The organism is Plantactinospora sp. ZYX-F-223, assembly GCF_039649625.1.
Classification (GTDB): domain Bacteria; phylum Actinomycetota; class Actinomycetes; order Mycobacteriales; family Micromonosporaceae; genus Plantactinospora.
This window is the reverse complement of the sequence record NZ_JBDJAV010000013.1, coordinates 131,580-148,818: the sequence shown is the minus strand read 5'-3', so window position 1 is coordinate 148,818 and position 17,239 is coordinate 131,580. Positions and strand designations below refer to the sequence as shown.

General features: G+C 71.9%; 12 protein-coding genes and 1 pseudogene. 7 read left to right on the top strand and 6 right to left on the bottom strand.

All coding sequences use genetic code 11. The features are described from left to right. Window positions 1-253 precede the first annotated feature (253 nt). Both acs and AAH979_RS15555 read left to right on the top strand, forming a co-directional pair. Window positions 254-2,221 carry an acetate--CoA ligase gene (gene acs, locus AAH979_RS15560; protein WP_346258808.1) on the top strand — a complete coding sequence of 656 codons (1,968 nt, stop codon included), beginning with the start codon at window positions 254-256 and terminating at the stop codon, window positions 2,219-2,221. Window positions 2,222-2,638: 417 nt separating this feature from the next. Continuing rightward, window positions 2,639-4,951 carry an immune inhibitor A domain-containing protein gene (locus tag AAH979_RS15555; RefSeq protein WP_346258807.1) on the top strand — a complete coding sequence of 771 codons (2,313 nt, stop codon included), beginning with the start codon at window positions 2,639-2,641 and terminating at the stop codon, window positions 4,949-4,951. A gap of 81 nt (window positions 4,952-5,032) precedes the next feature. Here the strand turns inward: AAH979_RS15555 and AAH979_RS15550 are convergent, their stop codons facing one another. Beyond that, window positions 5,033-6,199, bottom strand: a complete 1,167-nt coding sequence (locus tag AAH979_RS15550) for a C45 family peptidase (RefSeq protein ID WP_346258806.1) — start codon at window positions 6,197-6,199, stop codon at window positions 5,033-5,035. 56 nt (window positions 6,200-6,255) lie between these two features. Here AAH979_RS15550 and AAH979_RS15545 point away from each other — a divergent pair. The 3 genes and pseudogenes from AAH979_RS15545 to AAH979_RS15535 all read left to right on the top strand — a co-directional run. Further along, a pseudogene (locus AAH979_RS15545) lies at window positions 6,256-6,381 on the top strand (IS5/IS1182 family transposase); the annotation flags it as partial. A gap of 490 nt (window positions 6,382-6,871) precedes the next feature. Next, a complete protein-coding gene (locus AAH979_RS15540) occupies window positions 6,872-7,003 on the top strand; it encodes a hypothetical protein (RefSeq protein ID WP_346258805.1) in 132 nt (43 codons plus the stop codon). Continuing rightward, a complete protein-coding gene (locus tag AAH979_RS15535) occupies window positions 7,000-7,941 on the top strand; it encodes an alpha/beta hydrolase (RefSeq protein WP_346258804.1) in 942 nt (313 codons plus the stop codon). The genes AAH979_RS15540 and AAH979_RS15535 overlap by 4 nt, the downstream gene beginning before the upstream one ends. Before the next feature lie 45 nt (window positions 7,942-7,986). Here AAH979_RS15535 and AAH979_RS15530 read toward each other — a convergent pair whose 3' ends face one another. After that, window positions 7,987-8,352: a hypothetical protein gene (locus AAH979_RS15530; RefSeq protein WP_101368460.1), complete on the bottom strand. Its 366-nt coding sequence runs from the start codon at window positions 8,350-8,352 to the stop codon at window positions 7,987-7,989. Beyond that, on the bottom strand, window positions 8,349-11,390 hold the full coding sequence (locus AAH979_RS15525) for an SseB family protein (protein WP_346258803.1): 3,042 nt from the start codon (window positions 11,388-11,390) through the stop codon (window positions 8,349-8,351). Before AAH979_RS15525 ends, AAH979_RS15530 begins: the two co-directional genes overlap by 4 nt. Before the next feature lie 186 nt (window positions 11,391-11,576). On the opposite strand from AAH979_RS15525, the gene mycP reads away from it, so the two are divergent. Beyond that, window positions 11,577-12,812, top strand: a complete 1,236-nt coding sequence (gene mycP / locus AAH979_RS15520) for a type VII secretion-associated serine protease mycosin (RefSeq protein WP_346258802.1) — start codon at window positions 11,577-11,579, stop codon at window positions 12,810-12,812. 108 nt (window positions 12,813-12,920) lie between these two features. Here mycP and AAH979_RS15515 read toward each other — a convergent pair whose 3' ends face one another. From AAH979_RS15515 to eccB, 3 genes are all read right to left on the bottom strand, one after another. After that, on the bottom strand, window positions 12,921-13,214 hold the full coding sequence (locus AAH979_RS15515) for a WXG100 family type VII secretion target (RefSeq protein WP_346258801.1): 294 nt from the start codon (window positions 13,212-13,214) through the stop codon (window positions 12,921-12,923). A gap of 24 nt (window positions 13,215-13,238) precedes the next feature. Then, entirely contained in the window at window positions 13,239-13,559 is a 321-nt protein-coding gene (locus AAH979_RS15510) for a WXG100 family type VII secretion target (RefSeq protein WP_346258800.1), read from the bottom strand. A 255-nt stretch (window positions 13,560-13,814) separates the two neighbouring features. After that, window positions 13,815-15,221, bottom strand: coding sequence for a type VII secretion protein EccB (gene eccB / locus AAH979_RS15505; protein ID WP_346258799.1), 1,407 nt, complete (start codon window positions 15,219-15,221; stop codon window positions 13,815-13,817). A gap of 101 nt (window positions 15,222-15,322) precedes the next feature. Here eccB and eccE point away from each other — a divergent pair, with 101 nt between their 5' ends. Further along, complete coding sequence (gene eccE / locus AAH979_RS15500) at window positions 15,323-17,197, top strand: type VII secretion protein EccE (RefSeq protein ID WP_346258798.1); 1,875 nt, start codon at window positions 15,323-15,325, stop codon at window positions 17,195-17,197. Window positions 17,198-17,239: the final 42 nt, after the last annotated feature.

Sequence of the window (17,239 nt, the reverse complement as noted above, 5' to 3'; positions counted from 1 at the left end):
GCGCCGAGCGCCGGAACCGACACCCGTCCAACGCTTCGGCGCTTTCCGGACGGAATCAGCCCGACGGAATCAGCCCGACGGAATCAGCCGGACAGTCCGCCGGTGCCGGCACGTGCGGTGACCGGCGAGCGCCGGAACGCCGCCATTCGGCGCGTCTGGTCGCGTGAGTGGTACGGACCCCTCGCCCCAGCTACCAGGCCCGATTAACCTCCTACCGAACGACACTGACGCGACGCCTGAGGAGCCATCCACCATGAGCGAGACTCTGGCAAACCTGTTGCAGGAGACCCGGCAGTTCCCGCCGCCGGCCGACCTTGCCGCCGCCGCCAACGTCACCGCGGACGCCTACGACGAGGCCGCCGGGGACCGGCTGGCGTTCTGGGCACGCCAGGCGGGGCGGCTGGACTGGTCGAAGGAGTGGGACCAGATCCTCGACTGGTCGAATCCGCCGTTCGCGAAGTGGTTCGTCGGCGGCCGGCTCAACGTCGCCTACAACTGCCTGGACCGGCACGTCGCCGCCGGGCACGGCGACCGGGTGGCCATCCACTGGGAGGGCGAGCCCGGCGACAACCGCACGATCACCTACGCCGACCTGCTGGCCATGACCAGCCAGGCGGCGAACGCGCTGACCGACCTCGGGGTCACCGCCGGTGACCGGGTGGCGATCTACCTGCCGATGATCCCGGAGGCGGCGGTCGCGATGCTCGCCTGCGCCCGGATCGGCGCCACCCACAGCGTGGTGTTCGGTGGCTTCTCCGCCGACGCGCTGACCAACCGGATCCAGGACGCCAGCGCCAAGGTCGTGATCACCGCCGACGGCGGGTTCCGCCGGGGCAAGCCGTCGGCGTTGAAGCCGACCGTTGACGAGGCGATCGCCAAGTGCCCGACGATCGAGCGGGTGCTGGTGGTCCGGCGTACCGGGCAGGAGGTGGCCTGGAACGACGAGAAGGACCTGTGGTGGCACGAGACGGTGGAGACCGCCTCGACCGAGCACACCGCGGAGGCGTTCGACGCCGAGCACCCGCTGTTCATCCTCTACACCAGTGGCACGACGGCGAAGCCGAAGGGCATCCTGCACACCTCCGGCGGCTACCTGACCCAGGTCGCCTACACCCACCACGCGGTCTTCGACCTGAAGCCGGAGACCGACGTCTACTGGTGCAGCGCCGACATCGGCTGGGTGACCGGGCACTCCTACATCGTGTACGGCCCGCTGGCCAACGGCGCCACCCAGCTCATGTACGAGGGCACCCCGGACACCCCGCACAAGGGCCGCTTCTGGGAGCTGGTGCAGAAGCACAAGGTGACGATCCTCTACACCGCCCCCACCCTGATCCGGACCATGATGAAGTGGGGCGACGACATTCCGAAGGGGTACGACCTCTCCTCGCTGCGCCTGCTGGGCAGCGTCGGCGAGCCGATTAACCCCGAGGCGTGGATCTGGTACCGGGAGAACATCGGCCGCGGCGAGTGCCCGATCGTCGACACCTGGTGGCAGACCGAGACCGGGGCCATCATGATCTCCCCGCTGCCGGGGGTGACCTCGACCAAGCCGGGCAGCGCGATGCGCCCGCTGCCGGGGATCAGCGCCGACGTGGTGGACGACCAGGCGCAGTCGGTGCCGGACGGTGGCGGCGGCTTCCTGGTGCTGCGCGAGCCGTGGCCGTCGATGTTGCGCACCATCTGGGGCGACGACCAGCGGTTCGTCGACACCTACTGGTCCCGCTTCGAGGGCCTCTACTTCGCCGGTGACGGGGCGAAGAAGGACGACGACGGCGACCTGTGGCTGCTCGGCCGGGTCGACGACGTGATGCTGGTGTCCGGGCACAACATCTCCACCACCGAGGTCGAGTCGGCGCTGGTCTCACACCCGTCGGTCGCCGAGGCGGCGGTGGTCGGCGCCACCGACCCGACCACCGGGCAGGCGATCGTCGCCTTCACCATCCCGCGCGGCTCCGTCGACACCGAGGGCAACGCGGGCGAGGCGCTCATCGCCGAGCTGCGGGAGCACGTCTCGAAGACCCTCGGCCCGATCGCCAAGCCCCGGCAGATCATGCTGGTCCCGGAGTTGCCGAAGACCCGGTCCGGGAAGATCATGCGCCGGCTGCTGCGCGACGTGGCCGAGAACCGCTCGCTCGGTGACGTCACCACGTTGCAGGACTCCTCGGTGATGGACCTGATCTCATCCGGGATGCGTTCCGGCAAGTCCGACGAGGACTGACCCGCATCCCCCGGACCGGCGACGACCACCGCACGGCCCGAACCAGCACACACCGCATGATGGGCGGACCCGCTCCGGGGCCGCCCATCGTCGTGTCCGACGCGGGTGGTCGGGCCGGTCAGGGGGTACGGGTGGGTGCGGGCGCGACCCGGCGCCATTCACCCGGTTGCCGACGCGGGGACGTGGCACGAACGGTCGGGGTTCCTGCCGTAGCCGAATCGTGACATTCCTATCTGCGAAAATAGGTGGCCGTTAGAATGCTTTCGCCCTGATTAGACGTAGATCTGACTACCCCGACGAGCCGTCTTCGACCCGTGACAGCGTTCGGTCCATCTGCAATGGTGATGGTCGCGTCTGATGACAGTGCCCGCCAAGAGCCGGCCTGTCCTGTAACACTTCCACAAAGGAGGAGGACCTTTGAGGAGACGAGTCACAGCCGGTCTGGCGGGTGCCACGGCCGCGCTGTTGGCCGCCGGTGCGGTCGCCGTGCCGGCGTCCGCCGCTCCGGCGGCGCCTGCCCCGGCGGACCGGGATCCCCAGGGTGTGGCCCACCGGGCCGACAACCTGCCCGACCCGCTCGCCGAGGAGCACCAGCAGGTCCGCAGGGAGGCCATCTCCGCCCTGCTCTCCGGCAAGGCCAAGCTGCAGACCCGCAACGGGTCGAAAGTCATCCAGATCAAGGCTGACCGGTTCGTCGAATACCAGCAGCCCCCGAAGACGGACCCGATCTTCACCATCCTGGTCGAGTTCGGCGACCAGAAGGACCCGCGTACCGGCGGCACGGACGGCCCGCTGCACAACCAGATCAAGCAGCCGGACCGCACCTACGACGGCGGCGCGACCGACGACAACAGCACCATCTGGCGGGCCGACTACAACCGCCAGTCGTACCTGGACCTCTTCTACGCCAAGGGCAAGGAGTCGATGGCCGACTTCTACCTGAAGCAGTCGGGCGGCCGGTACACCGTCGGCGGCGACGTCAGCGACTGGGTCCAGGTGCCGTTCAACGAGGCCCGGTACGGCAGCAACGAGATCGCCGAGCGGGACGGCTACTGGAACTTCGTCAAGGACACCGCCAACGCCTGGTACGAGTCGCAGGTCGCGGCGGGCAAGACCCAGGAGCAGATCAAGCAGTACCTCGCCCAGTTCGACGTCTGGGACCGGTACGACCACGACGGCGACGGCGACTTCAACGAGGCCGACGGCTACGTCGACCACTTCCAGGCGGTGCACGCCGGTGAGGGCGAGGAGGCCGGCGGCGGCGCACAGGGCGCGGACGCGATCTGGTCGCACCGCTGGTCGGCCTTCACCGACCTGGCCGGCTCGGCCGGGCCGGAGTTCAACAAGGCCGGCGGCGTGCAGATCGGCGACACCGGGCTCTGGATCCGTGACTACACCACGGAGCCGGAGAACGGCGGCCTGGGCGTCTTCGCCCACGAGTACGGCCACGACCTCGGGCTGCCCGACCTGTACGACACGCAGGGCGGCGACAACGGCGTCGGGTTCTGGAGCCTGATGGCGTCCGGCTCCTGGCTCAACCACGGCAAGCAGGACATCGGCACCACGCCCGGTTACATGGACCCCTGGTCCAAGCTCTACCTGGGCTGGCTGAACTACTCGACCGTGGACTGGGACAGCGGCACCACGTACGCCACGCTCGGAGCGGCCGGCGACACCGACGGCCTCGCCCAGGCGATCGTGGTCAATCTGCCGGGGCAGGAGGTCACCATCCCCTACAACACTCCGTTCGCGGGCGAGCGCGAGTGGTGGGGTGGCACCGGTGACAACCTGAACAACACGCTGACCCGGGAACTCGACCTCACCGGCGCCACCAGCGCCGCGGTCAACGCCAAGGCGTGGTACGAGATCGAGGAGAACTTCGACTACCTCTTCGCGGAGGTGTCGACGGACGGCGGGGCCACCTGGGCCAAGCTGACCAACCCGCTGATCGAGCCGGGCGAGAGTGGCATCGACGGTTCCACGAACGACGAGTGGGTCGACCTGAACTACGACCTCTCCGCGTACCTGGGCAAGACGGTGCAGTTCCGTTACCGCTACCAGAGCGACAACGGCACCAACCTCGCCGGTGCGTTCTTCGACAACATCTCGCTGGTCAAGAACGGCGCGCCGGTCTGGACCGACGGGGCGGAGACCGAGCAGCCGGAGTGGACCGCCCGTGGCTTCACCCGGTCCGTCGGCTCGGTCACCGAGTTGCGTCCGCGCTTCTACATCGCCGAGTACCGGACCTACTACGGGTACGACAAGACCCTGGAGACCGGTCCGTACAACTTCGGCTGGCAGAACTCGAAGCCGGACTGGGTGGAGCGGTTCAAGAACCCGCAGGGCCTGCTCGTCTGGTACGTGAACTACGCGTACGAGGACAACGACACCATCGTCCACCCGGGCTTCGGCCTGAACCTGCCGGTCGACGTCCGGCCCGGCCCGATCACGGTGCCCGGGGTCGGCAACGTCACCAACCGGCGCAGCAGCTACGACGCCACGTTCAGCCGGTTCGCCAAGCCGGCGCAGACGTTCCACCTCAACGGGGTGGCGACCACGGTGCCGAAGCTGAACCCGGTGACGGTCTTCAACGACTCGGACCCGAACCGGTACTGGACGGCACAGAACCCGATGAACTCGGTCAAGGTCGCCGGCACCGGCACCAAGATCGAGCTGCTGCTGGAGAACCGCCTGATCAGCGACCTGGCGATCATCAAGATCACCAACTGATCCGCTGATCAGACGTACCACGGTCGGGGCCGGAAGCGCGGACAGCGCTTCCGGCCCCGCTCGCGTGCACGGGGACGGTGGTCAGCCGGCGGCCAGGTCGAGCCAGCCGTACCGGTGCTCGCACGGCGGCCCGGCCGCGATGCCGAACCGCCGGTCATCCAGGTCCAGCAGCACCGAATAGACCGTCTCGGAGCGCTCGGCCAGCGGCATCCGCTCGTCGACGTGCCGGCAGATGCCGTGCGGAAAACTCGCGTGGTCGCGGAAGAGCGCCGCGAGGTCGCCCTCGCCGACCTTTCCGACCGCCGCCCTCGGCGCCAGCAGCCGCCTGGCCCGGGCGGACCGGAACAGCGACGAACCGCCCCAGTCCTTCATCGCGTCGTGGACCGGCAGCCCTGTCTCCAGATGGTTGGCGTGCGTGAGGTACCCGTCCACCGGGTGCAGCCAGCCGGCGTCCCCGGGCACCAGCTCCAGGTCGATCAGCTCGCCGCCGGCCTCCGCCGCCTGGCCGAGCAGCAGGTTGATCGAGCTGTTCCGGGTACCCCGGACGGCGGCCTTCAGTGCCTCGGCCAGGCTGTCCGCCTCCAGCGCCGCCCGGAGCAGCACGTGGTACGGCACGCCCGGCTCGACCCCGGGGCCCGGCAGCCCGTCCCGGTCACAGCCGAGCATGTTCACGCAGACGCCGACCCCCGCCGAGTTCAGCCCGGTCTTGGCGACCATGCCCGCCTCGGTCAGGGTCAGCACGGTCAGCCCGCGCTCGTCCCGGGTAGCCAGCAGCAGCATCACGTCGCGCTGGTCGGGGTGCCAGTCCCAGTTCTGCCCGAGCAGCAGGTGACCGTTGCCGGTGTGGGTGCCGAGCACCCCGACCGCGGTACAGCCGCCGGCATCGGCGTCCGGCGGGGCGGCGGACCCGCCGTCCCGGTGCCGGCCGTAGATCAGCTCGGTACGCGCGTTCAGCGCGTAGACCTGCTCGACCCGGGCCCCGGCCCCCTCGGCCACCCCGTCCAGCAGCTCGGCGACCCGGGGATGGTGCCGCCGGGTCGCCTCCTGGAACGCCCGCCCGGCGACGGTCACCGCCGCCTCGTCCCACCCGCCCTCCTCGCGGAACCGGCGCAGGTAGAACTCCAGGTTGGCGGTGATCAGGTCACGGGCCGCGGCACCGTACCCGGCACCGCACTCGGCCGGTGTGCCCTGCACCCGGATCAGCGGCACCGGCAGGTCGGAATGGTCGAGCCGACGGGCGGAAGTCATCCCAGCACGCTAGTCGGACCACCCGGTCGACGTCACCGGCGTTCCCGACCCCCTGGCGCGGCATCGCCGCGACCCTCCCGAGCAAGACCGACCAGGACGCCCACCGACGGGCCAAGGGTTCCAAACGCGGCCGGCCACCAGCCTTGGACCCGAAGACCTACAAGCAGCGTCATGCCGAAGAACTACTGCCAGGCGATGTCCACCTACGCCTTCGTACCCCGCCGGCCTGTTCTCGATGACGGGCCGGCTGACCGATGGCTCAGGGCGAAGACGTTGCGAGGCGGGCGACGGCTCGCCGCCGGATAGCTGCGGGGTCGGCGCCGAGATTGGGTAGCAGGCGTGCGGCCGGACCGTCGGCCTCGACCAGGACGGCCGCGAGAAGGTGGGGCATGCCGGCGTGCGGGTGACCGGCGTCGCGGGCCGCGTCGCTGGCCGAGCGTAGCGCCGCGAGGGAGGTGCGACCGCAGCGCTGTCCGGCAGAGATAGCACCGCGACCAGCAGGTGCTCGGAACCGACCCACCGAAGCCCGTCGCGGCTGGCCTCGCGGAGTGCCTCGTAGAACTAGTCGTAACCACCTAGACCGGCCCGGGCAGCCCGGGAAATTCCCGGACGATCCCCTGATCCGTAGGTTGCGCCGGATCCGTCCCGCACCGGTGGCCCTAGGCTGTGGACATGAGGGAGCGAACCGGCCAGGTCAGCGAGGAGCGGCGAAGCGAGCGCAGCCGGCTGTGTCCCGACACCCGGGGCACCGTGAAGTCGTGGGAAGCCGCCGGGCTCGCCGGCACACCGGGGGAGGCGGCATGAGCGAGCGCGGCGGCGGCCGCAGGTCGGTCGTCGACGAGTCCTGCGTACTGGTGGACGGGCCGTGGACGCACCGGTTCGTCGGCGCCAACGGCAGCCGGTTCCACGTCGTCGAGGCCGGTACCGGGCCGTTGGTGCTGTTCCTGCACGGCTTCCCCGAGTTCTGGTGGGCCTGGCACGAGATGTTGCCGGCGGTCGCCGACGCCGGCTACCGGGCGGTCGCGGTCGACCTGCGCGGCTACGGCGCGAGCGACAAGCCGCCCCGGGGGTACGACGGCTACACGCTCGCCGCCGACGTGGCCGGATTGATCCGGGCCCTCGGCGAACGCTCGGCGGTGCTGGTCGGCTCGGGCGCCGGCGGCATGATCGGCTGGACTGCCGCCTCCTTCCACCCCAGCCTGGTCCGCCGGCTGGTGGTGCTCGCGGCACCGCATCCGCTGCGGCTGCGCGCCGGCATCTTCGCCGACCCGCGCGGCCAGTTCGCGGCGGCCACCCCGACGCTGAAGTTCCAGATCCCGCGGTACGAGCACGTGCTGACCCGGGACGACGCGGCGCTGGTCGGCTACTTCCTGCAACGCTGGGGCGGACCGCACTGGGTGCGGAGCCCCGGCTTCGCCGACTACGCGGAGCGCTGCCGGCAGGCGATGCGGATTCCGCAGGCCGCGTTCTGCGCGATGGAGGGCTACCGCTGGGCGTTCCGGTCAGTGCTGCGCCTGCACGGCTACCGGTTCGTCAAGCTGATGCAGAAGCCGCTGATCACCCCGACCCTGCAACTGCACGGCGCGCTGGACCAGGCGTCGCTGCCGCGAACCGCCCAGGGCTCCAGCCGCTACGTGGTGGCCCCGTACGAGTGGCGGCTGCTCGACGACGTCGGCCACTTCCCGCACGTCGAGGCGACCGACCTGGTGCTGGGCGAGGTGCTGCGCTGGGCCAAGTCTTGACCGTCGTCCCGCCCCGGCTCACGGACGGCCGCCTGCGAGCGGAGGTCAGGCGCGGTTCTCCCGCAGGTCGGTGACCTCGGCCGCCGGTGCCCACCCCTGGTAGACCCCGAAGTCGAACGCCTCCAGCCCCATCGCCTCGGCGACCGGCCAGCGCCCGCCGGTGTATTCCACCCGCAGCCAGTTGTCGTGCTGGGCGAGCACGATGAACGGCTGGCCCTGCCACGAGCATCTGGTCCGGACGTAGACCAGCTCGCCGACCTCGGCCGCGGCCACCACCCGGACGTACCGCCCGGGCCGGACTTCCTCGAAGCCCTCGCCCGGTTCCGCCTGGTAGAGGCGTACGTCGTCACCGGCCGGGCTGGCCTCGTATTCCCGGCCGCGCCACTGGGCCACGTAACCGTCGCGCATCAGCCCTCCTCGGCCCGGCGCCAGACGGGTACGTCGCAGTCCAGCGTCGCCACCAGCCGCTCGGTGCCGTCGAGACCGATCCGGTGCAGTTGCGCGCCGTGCGGCAGCCGTACACTGTCCACCTTGAACTCGGCCACCACGTCACTGCTCTCGCCCGGCGCGAACCCGTTGCCCCGAAACGGCGGCCGCTCGATAACCCAGCCCTCCATCGCCCGCATGGCGGCCTCGTTCTGGCCACCGTACGGGATCCGGTAGAGGCTGGGCCGGTACGCCGGCCAGCGGAGCACGTAGATCTCCTCGGCGTCCCGGTCGAAGGGCGAACCGGGGTAGTTCAGGCCGAGCGCGGCGTAGAGCTTCGCCGGGGTACGCAGGTGGGCGACCTCGGACGCCCGGTGCACGAAGCCCGACACCCGGTCGTAGCCCCGGTCGAGATAGTAGGAGAGCTGGCTGGGGGCGATGGTCTTCTGCATCATCGTCGGCCGCCCCGGATCGTCCCGAGCCGGCGCGTACGTCGGCCGGGGCGCCTCCTCCTCGGCGGGAGCCTGCGGCACCGGCTCACCGGTGTCGTCGCCGAGGCCCACCTCGGCGGCCCAGTTCGCCAGCGCGACGATCTGCCCACCCGGAAGTTTGGCGCCGACCGGCGTGCCCGGGTTCACCGCGAACGAATAGTTGTCGTCCGGCCACCGCCGGATCAACTGGGCGAACTTGACCTCGACGGTGTCGATGGTCTCCGGCAGGTGGTCGCCGAGCCGCTCCGGGGAGGTGAACACCACGACGTAGCGCTCCCCGTCCAACAACTCGGTACGCCACTCGAAGCCGTCGTCACCGGGTCGGGCGCCGGGGGCCGAGTTGAACGCCACCGGCAGCAGCACCCTGGCGAGCAGCAGCGTGGAGAGGAACGTGTCGGTGCTGCCGTCACCGGCGGCGTCCAGCAGGCTCCGCTCGACCTCGTTGGCCGGTACGAAGTCCGGTGGCAACCGGCGGGCGGGCACCGGATCGGCGCCGGCCTGCGGCTCGGCGGCGACCGGTCCGGTCGTACCCTGGTCAACGGCCGGCGGCCGGCCACCGGCCGGCTCGGGCGAAATCGGCTCGGGCGGAATCGGCTCGGTCGGAATCGGCTCGGTCGGGGCCGACCCGGAGCCGGACTGCTCGCGGACGGACGGGCCGGCGGTGGACTGCTCGCGGACCGATCGACCGGCGGCGAACTGCTCGGTGGCGGACGGGCCGGCGGAAAACTGCTCGGTGGGTGTCGGGGCGGCGGAAAACTGTTCGGTGGGTGTCGGGGCGGCGGCGAACTGTTCGGTGGGTGTCGGGGCGGCGGCGAACTGTTCGGTGGGTGTCGGGGCGGCGCCGAACCCCTCGGTGGGCAGCGAGCCCATCGTCAGGGACTCCGTCGCGAACGACCGGCCGGAGAACGACTGGGTGAGACCCGTACCGGTGAGGATCTGTTCGGTGGGACGAGCCTCCGCGGGTTCCGAATCGGCGGCTGTGCGGCTCGCGGGAACCGGATCGGTGCCGGGCCGTCCGGGACCGGCCACCTCGTACGCCGTCGTCGGACCCTCAGCGGTCACGCCGGACCACGGCTCGCCCGCCTCCGACGGCGAGTCACCGGCCGGATGTCGGGAGACCGGGGTGAACAGTGACGGCTCGGAGCGCGCGGCCGGTGGCGTCCAGGCCGCCGGTGCCGGGACCTCCGACGGCGGAGTCCACGGGGCAGCGGGCGTGCCGGGTCGCTCCTCCGGCGTCCGATTCTCGACCGGCTCGGCGGGTCGGTCGACCTGCTGGCCCGCGAGCCCGTGCCAGGCCGGTGGCGGGCCGCCCGGCGCACCGCTGGACGGCGGCGCGGACACCGAGGACGCCGGACCAGCCGGCCCCTGCACGGCTGGCGAACTGCCGTTCGCCGTGTTCGGCGAGGTGGCTCGGGTCGGACCCGCCGGCGTCATCCAGCCCGCCGAGGTGTCCTCCGAGATCTGGCTGCCGAAGTCTCCGCCCAGCCCGCCCCGGGCCGGCGTCGGTGCGATCACCGGCACCGTGGCCGGGGTGCCGCTCGGCGGGGCCGAGGCCGGTTCCGGAGACGACGGGAACGCTGTCGGTTCGCCGGTCGGGGGCGCCACCGGGACCCATTCGCCGGCCGGCGGCACCATCGGGGTCGGTTCGCCCTCGGCCTCGACCGACCGGGACGACTCGGCCGGCTCCCGAGACGGCTCGACCGGCCGGTACGGGTGCGCCGGTGGCTCCGGCTCCACCGACCGGAACGACTCGGCGGCCTCCCGCGACGCCCCAGGCGACCGCAGCGGCAGCCCCGGCGAGTCCGAGTCCACCGACCGGGACGGGTCGGCATCCATCGGCCGGAACGGGTCGGCGTCCGTCGACCGGAACGGGTCGGCGTCCGTCGACCGGAACGGGTCGGCGTCCGTCGACCGGAACGGATCGGCGGACGCCCGCGACACCCCGGGCGAGCGCGAGGGCAGCCCGTCCGGGTCAGTCGGCCGGAACGGCAGCCCGTCCGGTTCGGCCGCCCGGAACGCCCCGGCCGGTGCGGGCTCCGCCCTCGGCCCGTCCGGCGGGCGGCGCGGTACGGCGGCCGTGGCCCGGGCCCGGGCGGCCCGCTCGACCTGCTCCAGCCGGGCCCGGGCACCCATGCTGCGGCCGGGCAGCCGTACGTCGCCCCGGGAGAGCTGGGAGACGAACCAGGCCGGCAGGTAACCCTCGATCGGCAGCCCGGGGTTCACCGCGAGCCACCACTCCGGGTTGGGCCATCCGGTGGCCAGTTCGGGGTAGGGTGCCCGCCGGGTCGATCCGGCGTTCTCGGCGAGACACGCGCGCAGCGCGGCGGTGGACGTGAATGCGAGTACGTGCGTCCGGCCACCGGTGGTCCAGGTGCCCCAGCCCATCGGCGCACGACCGGCAAGCGCCTCGGCGGAGACCGGCAACAGAAGATCGGTACGGGCGAGAATGCGGAAATAGAGTTCCTGGTCGCCCGCGCGCAGTGCGTCCCGCATCGCGGCCTCGGTCTCGGTGGCTGGCTCCCATTCGGTCACGGCCACCTCCCTCTCGCCGAACAGGCCACAAGCATCGCGTACAACCTACAAGGTGGGGACCGGATCACAATGGTTGGCTGGCGGTGGATGCCGTTCGCGGCGATCCACCGATAGCATCCGGTGGGCGGAGCCGGACCGATGACGATCCGGCCCGATGGCGGACCGAACCGATTTCGGAGGCGACCGATGCGTGGCCGGACAATACGACTCACGCTGGTTGGCGCCATCACCGTGCTGGCGGTCCCGCCGATCGCCGCCGGTCCGGCCACGGCGGCACCGCTCGCCCCGCCGGTCGCCCAGCGGACCCTGCCCGGCTGTGACAACAACACCCCACCCGCCCAGCCCATCACCACGCTGCCGTGGGCGCAACAGCGGTACGCCCCGGAGCGGCTGGCGCCGCTGACCGTCGGAGCTGGCGTGACGGTGGCGGTGATCGACTCCGGCGTCGACGACACGCACCCGCAGATGCGCGGCCGAGTCCTGCGCGGGCAGGACTTCCTCGGCTCGGACTCCGACGGGAAGCGGGACTGCGTCCGGCACGGCACCGGTGTGGCCAGCATCATCGCGGCCGCCCCTCGGGAGGGCACCCCCTTCCGCGGGCTCGCGCCCCAGGTCAAGATCCTTCCGATACGGGTGAGCGAGCAGAAGGTCATCGAGGGCAAGGAGAACGGCCCCAGCGTAACCGTCGGGACATTTGCCCAGTCGATCCGCTGGGCGGTCGACAACGGGGCAGACGTGATCAACCTCTCGGTCGTGTACTACCAGGACAACCCGGAGCTCAAGCGGGCGGTGGAGTACGCCCTGGAGAAGGACGTCGTGATCGTCGCCGCCGCCGGCAACCTGTACGCGGACAAGAACCCGAGGCCGTACCCGACGTCGTACGACGGGGTGATCGGGGTGGGCTCGGTCGGCGAGGACGGGCTGGTCTCCCCGTTCTCCCAGCGCGGCGACTACGTGGACCTGGTCGCGCCCGGCGGCGGCGTGGTGGTCGCGGTGCCGGAGCGCGGGCACGTGCTGGACAACGGCACCAGTTTCGCCACCCCGTTCGTGACCGCCACCGTCGCGCTGATCCGGCAGTACTGGCCCGGCCTGAACGCGCGGCAGGTGGCGCAGCGCCTGATCGCCACCACCGATCCGGTGCCGGGCTCCGATCGGGACGCCTACGGCGCCGGGATGCTCAACCCGTACCGGGCGGTCACCGACACGGCGGCGCCGAACCGGCGACCCGAGGCGGCCGGGCTGCCACCGCACCAGGTCGACCCGGCGGAGGTGGCCCAGGCGGAGCGGCGCTCAGCAAGCCAGGAGCGGGCCCTGTGGGTGGCCGGCCTCGCCGGCACCGTCGCGCTGGCGGCGCTGCTGCTCGCCGTGGTACTGCCCCGGGGAGCCCGCCGCGGCTGGCGCCCCGCCGGCCCGACGCCCTAGCCCTCGGCGGGCGCCGCCGGCACCCGGAGGCGGTACGCCCAAGCAGATGCCCCGGGTGCGGCGCGGATCGCGCGGCAGCCCGGGGCAGTCTGGGTGGTACGGCAGGCCTTACTGGAACAGGCCGGTGTTCTTCTTCTCGGTGCTGAGGTAGTCCGCGGCGGACTCGTCCAGCGCCATCTTGATGTCGCGCAGCATGTTGGACATGTCCTGCGCACCCTGACGCCACTTGGTCTGCCGCTGGTAGTACGCCTGCTGCGCCTCACCCTCCCAGGTGTTGACGAGCGGCGCGGCGTCCGACTCCAGCTGGTCGAGCTGCGAGTCGAGCGTGTTCAACGCCTTCTGGATGTCCGCGCTGGCCTGCTGCAACGCGGCAAAATTGACGACAAGAAGGCCGTCACTCATCGGATCTTCCCTCCCCGGTCCAAATCAGAGCGGCAGCGTCATGCCGCCGGCGTTGGTGGCGTTCATCCGGCTCGACGCCTCGGTGTCGGACGCGTCGTACTGCTGGCCGGAGGTACGGATCGCAGTCGCGGTCTCGCGCAGCGCGCGGTGGATCTGCTCCTGGTTCTGCGCCCACTGCTGCTTGACCTGCTCGAACGAGCGGCCACCAGCACCGCGCCACGCGGACTGCAGCACCTCAAGCTGACCCATCAGGCTGCTCAGCATGCTCTGCAGCGACTGGTCGACCGACTCGAACTTCGTGGCGGTCTGTTCCATCACCGCGGCTTCTGCCTGCGTCTGGGACACCCCCGAAGTCACCCCGCTCCCTTAACTCGTCGTCAACCCGGAGCGCCCACTGTGGACTCCCCGGTTCGTGTCCGCTCCCCCGACGGGTCACGGCACAACTTGGCAATTACTTCCGTAGCCGACGGTAGCGGGCCAGGGCAAGCCTTGGATACCCCTTCGGGCCACCCTGTGGACAAACCCGTACCGCAATGAACCGGACCGGCAGCTACCGACGGTCACCGATATTCTTTCCCACCAGCACATTTTCCCGCTCGCCTATTGCACGCCGGCCCGGTCGCGGGCCTTCTCGGGATCCAGCGCCGGCCCGTCCGGGATCAGCGTGACCAGGATGCTCGGCATCCGTACCCGCTTGGCGGCGCCGTAGCCGAGGTTACCCAGCACCTCGCCGCCGGTCACCGGATGCCGCCGTCCCTGGTCGGTGACGACCGAGATGGCGCCGCCGGTGGCACCGGGTGCGGCGGCCGCCTCGACCACCACACCCCGGCCGGGCTCCAGCACCACCTGGTCGGCGAGCGCACCGCCCCGGGCCGACTGTGCCGAGGTCGCGGGCGGATCGGGGATCCCGGACATGTCGGCGCCGAGCCGGATGCCCTGCACCCCACGGTCGTCCGGCACGTCGCCGCAGACCACGCCACCCTCCGCCGCCGCCATCTTCGGCGTGGTCGCCGGTGCCGCCGCGTCGTTGCCGGGCACCAGGTCGCCCTTCTTGGGCATCGCGCCGTACTGGCCCTGGGAGAGCTTGGTCTCGTCGCCCTGCTTCACGACATCCTTGGTCAGCAGGATGTTGGCCTGCACCTCGGTGATGTTGTAGAGGCCGTCGCGCTTGGCCACCGCGTACTGGCCGCCGCCGCCCTGCCGCTCGACCAGGAACACCTCACCGATCTTCGCGCCCTCCACCGCGTCGGACGGCTCGCCCGCGTCGGGAATCCGGATCTCGTCCAGGTCCGCCCCGGCGGGCAGGGCGTTGAGCAGGGCCGGCGCCACCGGTACCTGCCGCTCGCTGCCCCAGGTCAGCGCACTGATGATCAGATCGGGATTCTGGATCAGGTGCCGGCGGTTGTGCCAGATCAGGAAGAGCTGGCCGTTGGGGTGCACCGCCAGCAGGCCCTCGTCGCCCAACTCCCGACCGCCCGGTGCCGCCTTGCCGATCAGCAGTGTCGACTGTGGCTGCCCGCCGGCGCCACCCGTACGCGGTTCGGAGCAGATCGTCCAGCCGCCGGAGACCAGCCGGTTGCTGGGGGCCAGCGACTCCGGCAGGTCCCGGATGCCCAGCGTCACGCCGCGCGGCTGGCCCTCCAGCGACTTGCGCGACACCGACACCGTCTTCGGGGCGGGCTGGCCGACGATGAGCAGCGCCGAGGCGTAGTTGAGCACCGGATGCAGGGTCTGGGTGTCGCTGATATAGACGTACTGCGCGCCGGACTCCTTCTCGACGATCACCACCGAGGAGTTCTTCCACTTGGTGGCACCGCCACCGACGAAGACCCCGTAGACCACCGAACCACCGATCCCGATCAGCGCGATCAGCACGCTGGCCAGGGTGGCGCCGGCCGCTCGCCGGAACGGCGACTGCGCGGGATCGGTCTCCCGCATGACCAGCGCGCCCACCACGCGCTGGACCATGAACTGGTAGGAATGCAACTGATCCTGCCGCGACGGCATGCGGGCCCCCTCTCCGGTTGGTCCGGCCCATACGATAGGCCCCTGAGCGAATTGCGGGGGGCGGGCCCACGGCCGACGCCCATCCAGGGGAGGCTATCGCGGTGACGCTAACTGCGGCAGACAACCGGACCCGGCCCACCGGCACCCCGGGCAGCCGGATCGACCGGTCGCCACCGGCGCCACTGCCGGCATCGTCCACTCCGACCCGGTCCGGCCTGTTCGGCGTACGGGCGGGGCAGATCGTGGCCCTCCAGGTGGCGTTGGCGCTCATCCTCGCCGCCGCCAGCCAGGGCCCACTGCTGCTCGCCGGGGCGGCACTGCTCGCCGTCGCCCTGGTGCTGCTGACCTGGATCCGGATGCGTCGGCGCTGGCTCTTCGAGTGGATCGCCATCGGGATGCGCTACTCCTCCCGGCGGCGGACTCTGCCGCAGGCCGCGCCGCCGGAGGCCCTGCTGGACCTGGTCAACCCCGGTGCCGTGGTGCTGCCGGTCGACCTCGCCGGCGACGCCGCCTGCATGGTCAGCGACGCCTACGGCCTGACCGCCGTACTCGAACTCGGTGACCAGGTCGGCATGCTCGCCGACACCCCGCAGTCGCTGCTCTCCCCGGCCGGTCTGCTGCCGGCGGCGAGCGCGGAGACCCCGCCGATGCGGGTGCAACTGGTGCTGACCGGTGCTCCGGCGCCGACGCTGGGCGCGGGCACCGGCACCCCGGCCACGTCGTACCGGCAACTCACCGACGGGCGGCTGCTCGGGCACGAGCGGGCCCTGCTCGCCGTCCGGGTGCTGCGCGCCGACGGCTGGTCGGACGAGGACCTGCGCCGTGCGCTCTCCAGCGCGGTACGCAAGGTGCGCCGCCGGCTCGCCCCGGTGCCGACCCGGGTGCTCGGCGAACGCGCCGCGCTCGGCGTACTCACGGAGACGGTGCACCACGACGGCGCGCAACCGGCCCGGGAGAACTGGCAGGGCGTCAGCCTGGGCGGGCTGTTGCAGACCACCTTCCGGCTGCGCCGCTGGCCCGACCTGCGGACGGAGACCGGGCGCCGCTTCATTCCCCGGCTGCTGGCGCTGCCGGCGACCGCGACCACGGTCTCGGTGAGCGCCGGCCCGTGGGCGGGCGGCGGCACCGACAGCATCGGGGTGGACGTCACCGTCCGGCTGGCCGCCGACAGCCCCCAGGCGCTCGGCACCGCCGTCCAGGCGCTGCGCCGGCTGCTCTCCGCCGAGCACGCCGTGGCCCGGCGGCTGGACGGCGAGCAGCTCGACGGCGTCGCCGCCACCCTGCCGCTGGGGGTGCTGGGCGCCGGTCCGACCGCCCCGGCGCCGGCCACCACCCTGCCGGCCTCCTCTGTGGACGCTCTCGACCTGCCGATCGGGCTGGCCGGGCTGATGCTCGGCGCCAACCGGCACGGCGCGGCGGTGGTCGCCCGGCTGTTCCGGGCCGAGACCACCCGGGTGGTGCTGATCGGCGGCGTACGCGCCGCGCAGCTCGTCGCGCTGCGGGCGATGGCGCTCGGCGCCCGGATCGTGGTGCAGACCGCCAGGCCGCGCGCCTGGGAGCCGTTCGTCCGCGGGGCCAGCGGGCCGGGCGCGCCGATCGCGATGATCCCGCCCGGTCGGCCGGTGGGCGGCCCGCCCGGCACCCAACTGCACCCGCTGCTGGTGGTGGTCGACGTCGGCCCGGTGGCGGCCGACTCGCAGCCGGGGCCGGGCTGGCAGACCAGCCTGGTCGTACGCGACGAGCTGGCTCCGGTCGACGTCGACGCCGTCTCCCGGGCCGACCTGGTGGTGTTGCAGCCGCTCCGGCCGCACGAGGCCCAGCTGGCCGGCGTGGCGCTCGGGCTCGGCGACTCGGCGGACTGGCTGACCCGGATCCGGGCCGACATGGTCGGGGTGATCAACCGTCGGGTGCTGCGCTGGGCGCTGCTCTCGGCCACCCCGATCGAGGCGCAGCTGATCGGCCCGCCGGCCCGGTAGCCGCGCCCCCGCTGCACGACGGTCGGCAGCCATCGTCCGGCC